Annotated in this window: 13 protein-coding genes; 5 read left to right on the top strand and 8 right to left on the bottom strand. The window is 41.6% G+C overall.

The window, feature by feature from the left end:
• Nucleotides 1-150 precede the first annotated feature (150 nt).
• From EHQ62_RS07015 to EHQ62_RS07005, 3 genes are read left to right on the top strand one after another with little or no spacing between them, the layout of a single operon-like run.
• A complete protein-coding gene (locus EHQ62_RS07015; protein ID WP_135641489.1) occupies nucleotides 151-1647 on the top strand; it encodes an ABC-F family ATP-binding cassette domain-containing protein in 1497 nt (498 codons plus the stop codon).
• Nucleotides 1644-2570 carry an ABC transporter ATP-binding protein gene (locus EHQ62_RS07010; protein WP_135641488.1) on the top strand — a complete coding sequence of 309 codons (927 nt, stop codon included), beginning with the start codon at nucleotides 1644-1646 and terminating at the stop codon, nucleotides 2568-2570. Before EHQ62_RS07015 ends, EHQ62_RS07010 begins: the two co-directional genes overlap by 4 nt.
• Nucleotides 2567-3328, top strand: a complete 762-nt coding sequence (locus EHQ62_RS07005) for an ABC transporter permease (RefSeq protein ID WP_135641487.1) — start codon at nucleotides 2567-2569, stop codon at nucleotides 3326-3328. The genes EHQ62_RS07010 and EHQ62_RS07005 overlap by 4 nt, the downstream gene beginning before the upstream one ends.
• A 126-nt stretch (nucleotides 3329-3454) precedes the next feature.
• Here the strand turns inward: EHQ62_RS07005 and EHQ62_RS07000 are convergent, their stop codons facing one another.
• The 4 genes from EHQ62_RS07000 to EHQ62_RS06985 form a co-directional block, all read right to left on the bottom strand.
• Nucleotides 3455-4285, bottom strand: a complete 831-nt coding sequence (locus EHQ62_RS07000) for an SCO family protein (protein WP_244241670.1) — start codon at nucleotides 4283-4285, stop codon at nucleotides 3455-3457.
• A complete protein-coding gene (locus EHQ62_RS06995) occupies nucleotides 4239-4811 on the bottom strand; it encodes a toxin-antitoxin system YwqK family antitoxin (RefSeq protein WP_135641486.1) in 573 nt (190 codons plus the stop codon). The genes EHQ62_RS07000 and EHQ62_RS06995 overlap by 47 nt, the downstream gene beginning before the upstream one ends.
• 7 nt (nucleotides 4812-4818) lie before the next feature.
• On the bottom strand, nucleotides 4819-5703 hold the full coding sequence (locus EHQ62_RS06990; protein WP_425269531.1) for a YHYH protein: 885 nt from the start codon (nucleotides 5701-5703) through the stop codon (nucleotides 4819-4821).
• A gap of 101 nt (nucleotides 5704-5804) precedes the next feature.
• Entirely contained in the window at nucleotides 5805-6194 is a 390-nt protein-coding gene (locus EHQ62_RS06985) for an FKBP-type peptidyl-prolyl cis-trans isomerase (protein ID WP_135641518.1), read from the bottom strand.
• An 83-nt stretch (nucleotides 6195-6277) separates the two neighbouring features.
• Here EHQ62_RS06985 and EHQ62_RS06980 point away from each other — a divergent pair, with 83 nt between their 5' ends.
• The gene (locus EHQ62_RS06980; protein WP_135641484.1) at nucleotides 6278-6592 is read left to right on the top strand and encodes a HepT-like ribonuclease domain-containing protein; all 315 of its coding nucleotides are present in this window, start codon (nucleotides 6278-6280) and stop codon (nucleotides 6590-6592) included.
• Between the two features lie 4 nt (nucleotides 6593-6596).
• On the opposite strand, the gene EHQ62_RS06975 is transcribed toward EHQ62_RS06980, so the two are convergent.
• Both EHQ62_RS06975 and EHQ62_RS06970 read right to left on the bottom strand, forming a co-directional pair.
• Entirely contained in the window at nucleotides 6597-7730 is a 1134-nt protein-coding gene (locus tag EHQ62_RS06975; protein WP_135641483.1) for a DUF1577 domain-containing protein, read from the bottom strand.
• Between the two features lie 99 nt (nucleotides 7731-7829).
• The gene (locus EHQ62_RS06970) at nucleotides 7830-8405 is read right to left on the bottom strand and encodes a hypothetical protein (RefSeq protein WP_244241673.1); all 576 of its coding nucleotides are present in this window, start codon (nucleotides 8403-8405) and stop codon (nucleotides 7830-7832) included.
• Between the two features lie 84 nt (nucleotides 8406-8489).
• Between EHQ62_RS06970 and EHQ62_RS06965 the strand changes: the two genes are divergently transcribed.
• Entirely contained in the window at nucleotides 8490-9434 is a 945-nt protein-coding gene (locus tag EHQ62_RS06965; protein ID WP_135641482.1) for a patatin-like phospholipase family protein, read from the top strand.
• An 82-nt stretch (nucleotides 9435-9516) separates the two neighbouring features.
• Here the strand turns inward: EHQ62_RS06965 and EHQ62_RS06960 are convergent, their stop codons facing one another.
• A complete protein-coding gene (locus EHQ62_RS06960) occupies nucleotides 9517-11811 on the bottom strand; it encodes a hypothetical protein (RefSeq protein WP_425269529.1) in 2295 nt (764 codons plus the stop codon).
• A 109-nt stretch (nucleotides 11812-11920) separates the two neighbouring features.
• Nucleotides 11921-14209, bottom strand: a complete 2289-nt coding sequence (locus tag EHQ62_RS06955) for a hypothetical protein (RefSeq protein WP_135641480.1) — start codon at nucleotides 14207-14209, stop codon at nucleotides 11921-11923.
• Nucleotides 14210-14267: the final 58 nt, after the last annotated feature.

Here is a 14267-nt window from a genome sequence, read left to right as displayed (position 1 = left end):
CATAATCATTGCACTTCGTTTCCCTTCCGATTATGTCAAAATTTTCATAAGAATTCCTGAAAAAACCCACTTGGTTCCAATTCTTTCTACTCGTCCTTTGGGAACCCATTTGCATCTTGGTTGTATCTCGTCTCTCTCTTCGGAATTTTTATGATCAAAATATCTGGTTTAAACAAACAATTCAATGGCAAAGTTTTATTCGATGACTTACAATTCAGTGTCAACCGTGGAGAAAGGGTAGGCCTTGTGGGCCGTAACGGTCACGGTAAATCAACACTTGTCCAAATCATTTTAGGAAAAACAGAACCTGACTCAGGGAACATCACCATCCCCAAAGGTTACCGCATCGGCCACTTGGAACAACACTTAGTGTTCACAAAACCCACCGTATTAGAAGAATGTGCCCTCGGATTACCGGAAGGCGATGAATACGAAACTTGGAAAGTGGAACGGATTTTGTTTGGACTTGGATTTTCGGAAGGGGATATGGAACGAAGCCCCAATGAATTTTCGGGTGGTTACCAAATCCGAATGAACTTGGCAAAACTTCTTGTTTCTGCCCCTGACATGCTCATCCTCGATGAACCAAACAACTATTTGGATATTGTCACCATACGTTGGTTAGAGGAGTTCCTTCGCGAATGGGAAGGAGAAATCATCCTCATCACACACGATAGAAGTTTTATGGACAGTGTTGTGACACATACAGTGGCCATCCACCGCACCAAAGCCATCAAGGTACAAGGTGATACAGAAAAGTTGTACACACAAATCAACCAAGCAGAAGAAATTTATGAAAAAACAAGGTTAAACGAAGCGAAGAAACGGAAACAAGAAGAAATGTTCATCGCCAAGTTCAAAGCCAAAGCAAGTTTTGCAAGCCGTACCCAATCCCGTGTGAAAAAATTAGAAAAACAAGGGGAGATGAAGGCTCTCGATACGATTGAAGATATGGAATTGTATTTTAACAGTGCTCCATTCTCCGCCAATCAGATGTTAAGTGTCGAAGATGTTTCTTTTTCCTATGATGGTAAGTCTCCCTTTTTGTTTGAAAATTTTTCTATTAGCGTTGGGCCAGAGGATCGGATTTGTATCATCGGTAAAAACGGAAAAGGTAAATCAACACTTCTCAAACTCATTGCCGGAGAACTAAGTCCCGTTTCAGGTGAGGTGAAAAAACACCCCATCTTAAAAGAAGGGTATTTTGGACAAACTAACAAACTGAATATGACGGAAGCAAATACAGTGGTTCAGGAAATTATGAGTGCTGATCCCAATTGTTCTGAAGGTAAGGCCCGTAACATTGCCGGTGGTTTGATGTTCTCAGAAGACTTGGCCTTAAAAAAAATTAAAGTCCTTTCAGGGGGAGAAAAAAGTAGGGTTTTACTTGGCAAAATTTTAGTGACACCTTGCCACTTATTGTACTTAGATGAACCAACAAACCACCTGGACATGCAATCCTGTGACTCACTCATCGAAGCGATTGATAACTTCGATGGTTCCGTGATTATGGTCACCCACAATGAAATGCACTTGCGTGCTGTGGCGACAAAACTAATTGTATTCGATGATGACCGAGTTTTTGTCTATGATGGTGGTTATGACGACTTCCTCTCAGACATTGGCTGGAAGGATGAAACCGTTTGAAACCAATCCTAACTGTAAAACAAGTTTCCAAGTCTTATGACAATGGATTCCAAGCCCTAAACCTAGTGAATTGGGAAGTAAAGGAAGGGGAAATCCATGCCCTTCTTGGACCCAATGGTGCCGGAAAAACGACCCTGATCAATTTGATTTGTGGGATTGTTTCACCTAGCTCTGGTGAGGTGAAAGTGGATGGCTTTGATATCATTCATGATTTTAAAAAAACAAGATCCCTAATTGGACTTGTCCCTCAAGAACTCAGTGTCCATGCCTTTGAAACCGTTTGGGCGAGTGTGAGTTTTACTAGAGGATTGTATGGAAAACCAGCAAATCCAAGTTACATCGAAGAAGTATTGACGTCACTTTCCCTTTGGGACAAAAAAGACCAGCGGATTATGACTTTGTCTGGTGGAATGAAACGTAGGGTGCTCATCGCCAAAGCATTGTCACACGAGCCAAGGATTTTGTTTTTGGATGAACCAAGTGCCGGTGTGGACGTGGAACTCAGAAAGGACATGTGGAAAATTGTGGAGTCCCTTCGTAAAAAAGGTGTCACCATCATTCTCACAACTCATTACATTGAAGAGGCAGAATCCATAGCGGATCGAATTTCTGTGATCCGAAAAGGTGAAATTTTCCTTACCGAAAACAAAGACAAACTCATGAAACAATTGGGTACCAAACAATTGCGGATTGAATTAAAAAAATCAATCAAAACGATCCCAAAGTCATTAGCAAAGTACAAATTGGAACTTGCAGATAACAATACCGCTTTTGTTTTTACCTATGACCGTTCTGATGACAGCAGTGTGATCACAAAACTACTTGATGATCTCAAAAAGGAGAAAATCCAATTCAGCGATTTGAGTACGAAACAAAGTAGTTTGGAAGAAATTTTTGTTCAATTATTACAGGAGTCAGTATGAATTTTTTTGCAATCCAAGCGATTTACCGATTTGAAATGGCTCGTACATTTCGTACTCTCTTACAAAGTATTGCCTCTCCCGTACTTTCTACTTCTTTGTATTTCATTGTTTTTGGTTCTGCGATTGGATCTCGCATCCAAGAAATTGATGGCATCCACTATGGAAGTTTCATTGTACCTGGACTTGTGATGTTGTCGCTACTCACAGAGAGTATCTCCAATGCATCCTTTGGAATCTACTTTCCAAAATTCAATGGAACCATATACGAAATCCTTTCGGCACCGGTCACCATGTGGGAAGTGGTGATAGGCTATGTGGGAGCAGCGGCCACAAAATCATTGATGCTTGGGGTTCTTATGCTCATCACCGCATCCTTTTTTGTTCCCATTCGCATTGACCATCCGTTTTTAATGGTATTTTTCCTTCTCTTAACATGCATTAGTTTTAGTTTGTTTGGATTTGTGATTGGGATTTGGGCAGATAGTTTTGAAAAATTACAAATGATCCCAATGCTTGTGATCACACCTCTCGTTTTCCTTGGTGGGAGTTTTTATTCCATCCAAATGTTACCAAGTTTTTGGCAAAAAATAAGTATGTTCAATCCAGTGCTTTATTTGGTGAGTGGGTTTCGCTATAGCTTTTTTGAACGAGCGGATGTGGCTTTGTCCGTGAGTGTGACCATGATTTTGGTATTTTTGTCACTCTGTTTGTTTGTGACTTGGCTCATCTTTCGCACTGGTTATAAAATCAAAAACTAAGTCGAACCATACAAATTTCCCATTTGGGTTCGTACCCATTGGGAAATGGATTCTCTTTGCTTCCCTTTCGTAAAGGGAAGAAGCAAAAAACTTTTTTCTTTCATTCCTTTAAAAACGAATCCAAAACTATTTTTTGGTTAAGATCCTAAGATCAGAAACTAACCTTTGTATGTCGCCAGTTCCTTTGGCTCTATAAATCCCACGTAAGTATTTTTTTTCATCAAACAAAAAAATATTTTCTGTATGTACAAATTCATATTTGTTTTTTTCCAATGAAAAACCTTCTACCTCTGCTCCACAGGTTTCTTTTGCAAATGTTCCAATACTTTCTGGATCACCGGTATAAAAATTCCAATGGGGGTTTTGGATTTTATAGAGTTTTCTGTAGTTTGAAAGGACGGTAGGTGTATCTTCTTTTGGGTTAATGGAGATGGAATGGATTTCTAAATTGGGGAATTCTGCCAAATCTGGTTGGATTTGGATCATATTTTTTGTGATGAGAGGGCAGATGCCTCGGCAGGTAGCATAAAAAAAGACAACCAAACTGATGTTAGATGAATTTTCTTTTAGAGAAATGGATTTTCCCAAATGGTTTGTGAGTTTGAATGCATCAGGGATTTGTTTTAATCCAGAAGTTCCAATTGGATCTCCCGGCCATACGGGATCAAAATCCTTCCCCGTAAAATAAGGTAGTACATTGCTGTTTGGAATTGGATTGGATTCCTTACACGAAAGAAGGAACAAACTAAATCCAATGAGTGAAAGGAAAATCCATTTCCTAAAAAGTGGAATGAGCAAAACAATTCTAAAAGACCCATCTGAGTGATGGTTTGTAAATGGTTTTAGTGCCAATCTGTGAGGGAGGTGTGTTTGCGTCTTTTGCATACGAAAGATTACTTTGTTTCGTTTGTTAAAATTGTGGATTCGGTTTGGTTTCTGTTTCGGGGATGGGTTCACAGAGTTTGCTACCAGGCCTTCCAAAACTTTCCCCCGTTTCTAAGAATACATGGTTCAAGTAAATTTGTCCCCGTTTGTTCCATTTTTTTACGACTTTGGGTTTGCCAGAAGGGAAAAAGGTTTGGTAGGTAGACATCTCTCCGTTGTCAAAGTATTCGATGTGTTCGCCTACAGGGATCCCATTCTCAAATTCGGAACTTTGCCTAAGTGTCCCATTGGGAAAATACAATTTATGTTTTCCATGTTTTTGCCCATACCGTACATAACGAAACTCTAAAAGGGTTCCGTCAAACGATTTGACCGTATAATCTCCGTGAGGTGCCCCTTTGTAGTATTCTGTTTCGTAGGTTTCCTTTAGAATGGGGTTTTCAGCGACCAAAATCCCCGTAAACCGTTCCCCTTGGTAGAGGAGGAAGTGGTTTTGGTCTTCCGATAGGTTTTCGTTCCCCACCTCTACCCTTTGTTTGGCACAAGACAAACAAAGGAGGAGGCTAAACCAGAATACAGGGAAAAGGAATCGAACCAAACGAGTCTTAGTTGGAAACCGTTCCTGGTGTCCCGTGGAAATAGGAACCGATTAGGGTATTGGTGCCAGCAGTTGTATCATTAGTATAATGGTAGTGATAGATTGCAGAAGAGAAATGTGTTGTCGTAGTGGTATGACCGTGATTTGAATCTAAATCTCCTGGAGTCGAAGTTACACCGGCAAAAGTACGGCAGTCGCGACCATAAACTGGGAATCCATCCAAAAGGATACCAATCAAATTCGCATTGTTATTCGAAACATTTAAAGGTTGGGAGTGATGGTGGTAGACTCCAGAACTTTGTGGGTGTCCATTATATTGGTCAAAAGTTTGTACTTCTGACGCAAGTGTATCACCTGGTGCGGCCGCATTATTAAAAATAGCAAGGCCATTCACTGTGATCCCAACCGATACATAGCCACTTTGTGTCCCTGTTTTTGATCCAGATTTCTCTGCAGGGGAGCTTGGAATCGAATACACCAAACACTGAGATGAGATTTGGTTATTCCCTGCAGACTTTTGGCCCGAACCCAATGCTTCATACATAGGGGAGGAGGATCCAAAATAATAACTTTTGTTATTCGGTATATTTTGCGAACGGAATACATAATTACTTCCAGAAACAGAACCAACGGCACATTTAAAATTATTGCGGATCCAAGCGGGCAGGTCAGACGACATAGAAGATGTCATGCCTGTGATGCAATCTGTATTGGTATCCAAGGTGGCAGTGGAGTTCACAACAGTGGTCCCTGTAAAAGAAGAATTGGCACAAACTCGTTGGCTCGCAACGGCAGCTAACAAGAGTAAGTTCTCGTCGTCCGAATCAGATTTGGTTTTACAATTGGTTAGTGAAAGTACGAGTAGTACAATTGAAGTTGAGGCCGCTAGAATTTGTTTCCTTTCCATAAGGGGTTCAACATAGAATGATTCTAGGGATTGTCAAGGAATTTCGCCCAAGAGAAACTCCCTTTCCAATTTGTGCAAACTGTACTTTAATAGATTTTGAGGAGTTCCACTTCAAAGATAAGAGTGGAATTGGGTGGGATATTCCCCACTTGTTTGCTTCCATAGCCAAGCTCTGGTGGGATGATGAGCTTTCGTTTGCCACCCACACGCATGCCTTTCACACCTTTGTCCCAACCTTTGACCACTTCGCCTGCGCCCAAATTGAATTCAAACGGGCGGTTTCGGTCTCTTGAACTATCAAATTTGGTCCCATTGGTCAATCGACCTACATAGTGAACCGTCACATAAGAACCAGAAAACGCTTCGTCCCCTTTCCCAACGACAAGATCAATGATTTGGAAATCCTTTTCTGCGGGAACCAGCGGAACTGTGAGGAAAAAGAATAGGGAAACTGTTAGGGAAAGGAATGACTTCATATTGATGGAAAGGGTAGGAAAAACCAAAAACTTTGCCAATGAAAAAAACTAGCCGAAGGAACTTCCTAAATTATGGTGAAACTATGTTTCACGAACTCGTTTTTTATTGTAAGGAATTGGAATCGTTTATCCTGCGAAACCAAATCCAAGAATTTTTGGAAGGGGAACATGATAGTTTTTTTGCAGAAGAAATGTTAAAAACCATCCAAACCGAATCCTTAAAAATCCCTCAGTCAGAAAAACAAAAGTATCCAAACCTGCCGTGGGACAAAATGGATACAATGTGGCAAAAGGATTTGGCTCGTGCCTACGACTACATCGACTTAAAGATGTTATACTATGTTTGTGTTTATGAAATTCCAAAATTCACAAAAACAATCAAGTTGGAAATCAGATAAACGATTACGCCGCAGTCCTTCCGTTGTTTTTGATGATTTCGATGTTTTCTTCAAAACGAACTTTCTCCGCATAACTTCGTTTCCCTGAAAATTCAATTCCCACTAATAAATCACCAGTTTCTTCTTTATGTGCCCAAGCGATTTTTCCAAAAAAACGAAATGGGGTTTGCAGTTTGAATACAAGTTCAAGTAAAATGCCTTTTTGTTTTGGAAGTGTTTCCACCAAATTGCTGTTCTTCACCCTCAGTTTGAGTCCAGTTGCCGAAAGGTCTATGACAGGAAATTTTTCCACTGTTGTCATTAAGTTTGCATCTTTGATCCGTTCGATCATCTCGGCAATTTGGGTTTGGTAAAATTTGAGATCATCCTCAGTTATGGATTTATCTTTTGTTTGCAAAAAGTAATACCCAATGGGTATGATTTCTTCTAATTCATTTTTGTACAAGATTGGGAGAATGAGTTCGGACTTAATTTTTTTGTCACGAGCAGCAAACGCGAGTTTTTCGACATTGTCCTCGATATCATCTTCGTAATTGATAAAACCCTCGTCGTCCATTTTATAACTTTCTGGATTTGTTGCATCTTTGATGTAGAGGATTTTTTGTGTGGATTTGACAACATCAAACTTTCGTTCCATACCCGATTTGAAGATATCCATGGTCCCTGCTTCTCCAGAACGAACCATCATTCGTTTGCGATAGTCTTCAAAATTAACACGTACGAGTGTAGGGATATTGAACATGTTGGCTTCTATGATGGTTTTGGAGCTGACAATGTTTGTCACATTGACAATGCCTTCCTCTGTGATGGTAAACCTTGGGTTTAATCTTTCTTTTTTTGCAATGAGGACTTTTTCAACGCGGAGTTGGACTTTATGAGGTGCTAGTTGTTTGACAAAGGTGCAATGCAGTTCTAAGTAACGTGCAAGCAATTTGGAAAGAACAATGGTGGAACCTTCGGCAAGTACCCAAACTTCATTCCATTGTACGATGATCTCCTCACCACCAGGCACTTCTTGTAAAACAGTCATGGTTTGCACCTGACCATTCCAATTGGCCTTCATTTCTTGGTTCATAAGATAGTGTAAGATCACATGGTGTTTTTGTTCTTTGCCTGTGATTTGGTCCATTGGTCGCATAGCTAATTTCCAGTTCGATTGAGTTCGGATGGGAAATAAATTTCCCATCTATAGGAAAGTAAAGTTCACACGCATCTCTTTGGCAAGAAAAACGAATTTTTAAAGAAGCAGTAAGTGTTTTTTTTCAGTGAATTCATAACAAAAACGAATCCATGAAAAATGATTTTGTAAGTGAGAAAACTCGGGAAGGTACTGAGATAAAAACGTTTCGCAACGTTTCTCGCGTTCATTTTGTTTTTTTTCCATGACAGATGTTAGATCAAAAATTGTTTTTTCGTATATGTCATGGTCCATATAACCTTCTTGTAAGGCCTGTTTTAAATACTCATTTTTTTCTTTCCACTCACTTGGGGAAAGTACGGGGATTGATTGGAGTTCCAACCAAAACTCTTTGATTGCTCTTTCAAACTTAGGGATTTCCTTTTTTAGAGACTCACATTTATAAAACAAAGTGCGGAGGTGGCTTTTTGCATTTTGGTCAATTTCGAGAAGGGACTCTTCTGGGAAGGGAGGGAAAAGTTTGGGAAAGGAAAAGGTGAAGACGGGACCAAGGTAGGGTTCGAAGAGTTCCAATTGGTAAAAGGACTTGGTTGACCACTGCAAGGTCCCTTTGACCAAAATCCCTTCTACTGTGACTTCAATTGTCCGTACCCCGAGCATACAAATCAATTGCATTCGTAGCAAAATTTATTGTCCTCCCGCCATTTTTTTTTAAACTTTTTTGCAACGAAATCTGGGGGCAGGAACTCTGACAGTGAGATGGCTAAAAAACCAGCAGAAACAACAGAGACTCACCAAATCCCAAAAGCGAAGGGGGCAAAAAGAGCCTTACTCGTAGAAGGTGGTGGGATGAAGGGCGCTTTTTCTGGGGGAGTGTTGTATGCTTGGAACCGCTTCCTCAGTCCAAATTACTTTGATTTGGTGGTGGGAGTGTCATCTGGGGCCTGCGCTGCGGCGTATTATGTATCCATGCCAAAACCAGAACCCATCAAAAGTGAAAAAGCGTTAGCTGTTTGGTACAGACACCTTTCTGGAAGAAAACTCATTTCCCTCTTCCATCCCTTCCAAGGGAAAACCTTACTCAACCAAGAATACCTTATTGATTTTATCTTTCGTAAAAAAGTTAGGTTGGAATCGGAAACCCTCGATTCGAAAAAACTCCCACATTTTGTGATCGCAGTGAGCAATTTGCACACACATTCTGTTGAATACATCAAAGCCACATCAAATAATGTTTTTGATTTATTAAAAGCAGCAACCTCCCTCCCCATCGCCACTCGCGGTAAACATAAGTTAGATGGAAAATTGTATTCGGATGCAGCAATCCTCAATCCATTGCCCATCCAAGATATCATTGAAGCGGGTTATAAAGAAATTGTAGTAGTGATGAATTCACCGATACGTCATATCTCGGGTCCACTCACAAGGCTTACCAGCCTGCTTGCGTTTCCCAAACACAGAACCATTCGCCGTATGATGCGAAAGTTCCACCACTTCCATTTCAATTTAGCACGTGAGATTGTGGTACAGCCACCGAAAGGTGTGAAGATCATCACCGTAGCCCCTGATAAACCACTACCGGTGAAACTCACCACGACGATCCGCAACAAATTGTACCAAACGGCTTACCTCGGTGCCAAAAAAGGAGAAGAAGCAATCCAGTTTATTTTGAAACGCAAACCAAAACCAAAGTCCAAAACTTGATTCGAATCCATATTCAATTCCCAAAATTCTCTCACCCTGTCTATCTCGATCAAAAATACAAAGATTGTTGGATCGAATTTTGTTAGTTGCTAGGTGGTTCGTTTAGGTCGGTGCGAAAAAATCCACCATAGGCCTTGTTAAAGGCATCTTTAAATTCTCCCCCCACATACCATTTTCCATTATGATAGAAGCTAGTGTAGACCGTACTATCAGGGTTCGGTGCCCAATTTAGGATGTTGTAAGAACCTGTTTGGAAGGCGCTCACGTTTGGCGTTGTGGTGGAACCATTTAAGCCAGTGAACGAACCACCTACGAGAACCCTTCCATCAGGAGCAGGTGTGATGGCATTCACAAATCCGTTTGCATAAATGGAGTTTTGGTATGAGTTTGTCGCAAAATCATAAATCGCAAAATTGTTAAAGGCACCTAGGCCTGAGATTGTAGTGAAACTTCCACCCAGGTAAATTTTTCCATCATACAAAGTTTGAACCATCACATCGTTTTGTGGATAATTAGTAGTGGAAGGCAAAGAGATTGCCGTTCCAGTGACGGTATCAACGGCTCGGTAATATTGGATTGTATTGTTTCCATTGAGACTTGTATACAATCCTCCGATAAAAACGGCATCACCTACGACAAGCAGTGAGCTTACAATGCCAGTCACATCAACATTGGGGTTCCATTGGGTGAGTGCCAGTGTTTCTTCCGATATGGCCGCGACTCGATTTCGAGTTTGCCCACTAACCGTTGTAAAACCATCCCCACCAAAATAAACCTGACCATTCCCACTTGCGATGGCTCGGATATCACCCGTTATTCCCGGTATTTGTACGTCCATTGGATTCAATTGGTAGTGAGGTAAATCTAAAGCCGCAAATGAATTCCGACTGATTCCATTGATGGTTCGAAAACTCCCACCGAGAAACAAGCGATCCCCTTTCAAATGCATCGTAACAATTCCGAAGTCAAATTCAGGGGTGTTGTCTAAGGGATAACCTGTTGCTTCATCAAACACCACGAAATGTTTTTTCGGAATCAGGTTCACTCCATACCGATTGAATCCGAGTACCACGTCGTTTCCAAAAGGGATCACAGCTCCTCCTGGATTGGAAACTGCTTCATCTAAGGAAGGATTCCAATTGGTGAGTGCTCCGCTTGGAACTTCAAATGCCGCTGCATAATTCCTCGAGATTCCTTTTGCCATCGTAAACTGTCCTAAGGCATACAACTGGTTTCCAACGAGGTGGAGAGATGTGACAGTAAGGTCAATGGCAAAATCATTTTTGACTGCAGTGCCCGACCCATTGTCTACACCTACTAAAAAATTGGCCGTTGGTGCACCAAGGACTGAAGTAAAACTCCCTCCTAAGTAGACAGTGTTTTCATATTGTTGGATGGCTTCTACTGGAGCATTTGGGTTCGGAGCCCAAGAAGTGAGTGTTCCGTCTGGGTAAAAGGCCGTCGCATTGTTCCTTGGCGTGGAAAAGGAACCACCCACATATAATACAGGACTCCCTTGGGAGTCGGTACCCATATTCAAATCAAATGCTGCACCACCAACATTCAATTGACTTGTAAAACTTGTATCCACAACACCTGTTGTTGCATTGAGTTTTGCGATTCCAAGTCTTACGGCTCCGATTGTATCGAATGACCCACCTATAAAAAGAGAATTGCCAAAAGACACAATAGAATAAACATAATTGTTCATGGCACCAGGGAAAAATCCTGTATTTAATTCTCCCGTATAACGATTGACAGATGCAATATTTGATTGTGGATTCGATCCCCAACTTGCAAAATTTCCACCAACGTATAAATTATCACCTAATACATGGAGTGTGTAAACGCTTCTCGATGCATCTTCTGTTACATTAAAATTTGGATCTAATTGGCATCCAGGCAAAATATGGGCAACTTGGCTCCTTTTGATCCCTTGCACGTGTGTGAAAGTTCCGCCGATGTAAAATCCTCCGCTCCCGTCAGGAACTGCTGCATAGGTTTCTCCTTTCACTTTGAGGAAGGGACAGAACCGACTTGGGATCGCTGTCCCTGAATGTTTGTCGAGAATGGCCACACTCCCTGTCGAAAGGCCAACTTTATTGAAGTCACCTCCCATTAAGATATGATTGCGGTAGGATAAAATCGAACGAACTTTTGGAATCGAAGTCGATACATACACCCCCCATTCCTCTAAAAAACTAAAGGCAGGCAAACAGGAAGGCGACCGGTCTCCTGTGGCAAGTCTCACGAGGGAAGCCAATAAAAAAGATTCCGATTTGACATCGCAGGTACTTTCTAAGTCGGCTGGTTTGCAATTGGTGGATGCCATTGCAATGAGAACAAGGAAAATCGATAAATAGAAATTTTTTGCCAAAGGACGCATGGATTCCATTCTAAAAAGGCAGGTTTTCTGTCGAGTGTTTGCTTTTTCTATTCTGTCGTTATATCTAGTACAATGTGTTTCGTTCCAAACGAAATGCACGTCATTCATTCAAATGAGTACGAAACAAGCCTCCATATGTATTTTTGACTGCGTTTTGAAATAACCCACCCAAGTAGTACTTTCCATTTTTTGGATGTGAGGAAAGCACAGCATCATTCACTCTCGCATTCCAAGGAGACAAGGCATTCGAATACGAATTGTACACTCCAAATTTGTTATAAATTGTGGAAGCATTGAGCACCGTAAAATCCCCACCTATGAAAACATTCCCATCAGGATAGGAAGCAATGTATTTGACAAAATTATCTGCGTAAAGTAGGGAAGGTGGTTCATAACTTTGGGTTGTTAGGTTGTAAGCAGCCAAATAACTATACCCTGTTCCAATCGAGGTAAATTCACCTCCTAAAAAGATTTTGTCACCCACTAATGTTTGTGTGTTGACAGATGCATTTGGGAAAATGCTACCTGATGGGACCTGCCTTTTGGTTCCATTCGTTTTATCCACGGCTTGGTATCGAAAGGTTGATCCATCTCCGTTGATTCCAAGATAAGCCCCACCAATGAAAACCAAATCATTCACAGCCAATACAGAATTTCCCGCTCCATTCAAATTGGGATTCCAATTGGTTAAAGAGAGGTCTGTTGTATTCAATGCAAAGGCATTGTTCCTTGTGGCAGCATTTACAGTTGTGATTGCATTGCCAACTGCATAAACTTGCGTTTCATCACTTGTAATGGACCGAACTTCCATCGTTCCCCCCGCCACAGTGGGGCTATTCGCATTGATTGTGTAATGTGGTAGATCTAAGACCACAAATGCATTTTTTGATTGGCCTTGCACATTGGTAAAAGAACCTCCCACAAACAATCGATTGTCAATGCGTAGGAGGGATTTGATCGGCATATCAAAGTAAGGTGTGCCTTCGATCGGTTTCCCTGTGTATTCGTCGATCACTGCAAAATTACTACGGGCTGTCACATTGACGGTGGAACGGTTTGAGGCGACGAGGATCACTCCATTGCCTGCGGGAACAAAACGTGCACCAGGATTCGTGATGGTATTATCATACTTGGGATCAAACGCAGTCACACCTTCACTTGGGAGGTCCAAAGCCGCTACATAATTCCTTGGAACTGATTTGATGGAAGTGAAACTCCCACTGATATACAATGTATTCTCAATTACCTGGAGAGAGGCCACCTCTCCATTCACAACAAAATTTGTGGAGATCGCCGTACCAGTGTTATTGTTTACGGAAACTAAATTAGCAGCGGCTGTCCCACCGTTAACAGTTGTAAACTGTCCTCCTAGGTAAATCGTATTCCCATACTGTTGTACGGAGCGGACATTCGAGTTTACATTGGGTGTCCAAGCTGTGACTGTCCCATCTGGGTACACTGAGAACGCATTGACCAGGGGTGAAATGGATAAACTGTCACCCACTGCATAAATATTGGGGCTACCTGCAACGTCGGTTCCGTAATGAAGGTCAAGGCAAACCCCACCGTCAACACCAGGGTTAAAGGATGAGACAACGGCTCCCGATACAAAATGATACTTAGCTAAATTCCTTCGACTGAGTCCGCTTATATTTGCGAAACTTCCACAGATGTACATCGCATCAAGATCGGAATCCAAATCAAAGACTGGATCATCCACCTGGAGATTAAAATCTGGTTCCAAAGCTCCCGTGTATCGATTCAATCGAACAAGATGAGTGTAATTTGTATTCCCATCCCAATTGGTAAAGTTACCTCCCACATATAAAGAGTCCCCTCTTAAGAGGAAGGCCCTCACTTCTCTTGTATCATCAACTGGAGTTTTAAAGTTCCGATCCAATTGGCAACCAGGAAGGATATGGGCGATGCTCGACCGATCTTCCCTTTGGACACTATAGAAAGCACCACCTATGTAAAAACCGCCACTCCCATCGGATATCGCTGTGTAAGTAGCTCCTGAAACTTTTAGGTAAGGGCAATAACGATTTGGCAAAATATTTCCATTGGCAGTTTCTAAATAGACAACATTTCCAGTCGATGGCCCAAGGTACTGGAAGTTCCCACCGATGATGATTTGTTCATTGAAACTCGTGATGGCATTGGCAGATTGGAAACCCGATGTGCCACGGAACACTCCCCAAAGGTCTTGGAAATCAAAGGAAGGGAGGCATGATGGGGAACGGTCCCCTGTCACATAACGAATGATACTTCCCAAAAGAAAGGAATCGGTTTTGGCATCACAGGCATTCGAGAGGTCTGCTGGTTTGCATTGGAAGAAAACTCCGATCAACAAACAGTAGGTGATAAATGTCGATCGTAACCAAGGCATGGAAATAATTTTACCAAACGTAAGGAAAATTGTCTAGCGGTTTGTAAAATAATGAGCG

Source organism: Leptospira jelokensis (assembly GCF_004769635.1).
Taxonomy (GTDB): Bacteria; Spirochaetota; Leptospiria; order Leptospirales; family Leptospiraceae; genus Leptospira_A; species Leptospira_A jelokensis.
The sequence above is the reverse complement of the archived record's forward strand: the minus strand, read 5'-3'. Positions and strand labels throughout refer to the sequence as shown.

Coding starts and splice junctions, on each gene's coding strand:
- EHQ62_RS07005 (WP_135641487.1), top strand. CDS start 2,567: ATGAATTTTTTTGCAATCCAAGCGATTTACCGATTTGAAATGGCTCGT.
- EHQ62_RS07015 (WP_135641489.1), top strand. CDS start 151: ATGATCAAAATATCTGGTTTAAACAAACAATTCAATGGCAAAGTTTTA.
- EHQ62_RS06965 (WP_135641482.1), top strand. CDS start 8,490: ATGGCTAAAAAACCAGCAGAAACAACAGAGACTCACCAAATCCCAAAA.
- EHQ62_RS06975 (WP_135641483.1), bottom strand. CDS start 7,730: ATGCGACCAATGGACCAAATCACAGGCAAAGAACAAAAACACCATGTG.
- EHQ62_RS06955 (WP_135641480.1), bottom strand. CDS start 14,209: ATGCCTTGGTTACGATCGACATTTATCACCTACTGTTTGTTGATCGGA.
- EHQ62_RS06980 (WP_135641484.1), top strand. CDS start 6,278: ATGTTTCACGAACTCGTTTTTTATTGTAAGGAATTGGAATCGTTTATC.
- EHQ62_RS06970 (WP_244241673.1), bottom strand. CDS start 8,405: ATGCAATTGATTTGTATGCTCGGGGTACGGACAATTGAAGTCACAGTA.
- EHQ62_RS06985 (WP_135641518.1), bottom strand. CDS start 6,194: ATGAAGTCATTCCTTTCCCTAACAGTTTCCCTATTCTTTTTCCTCACA.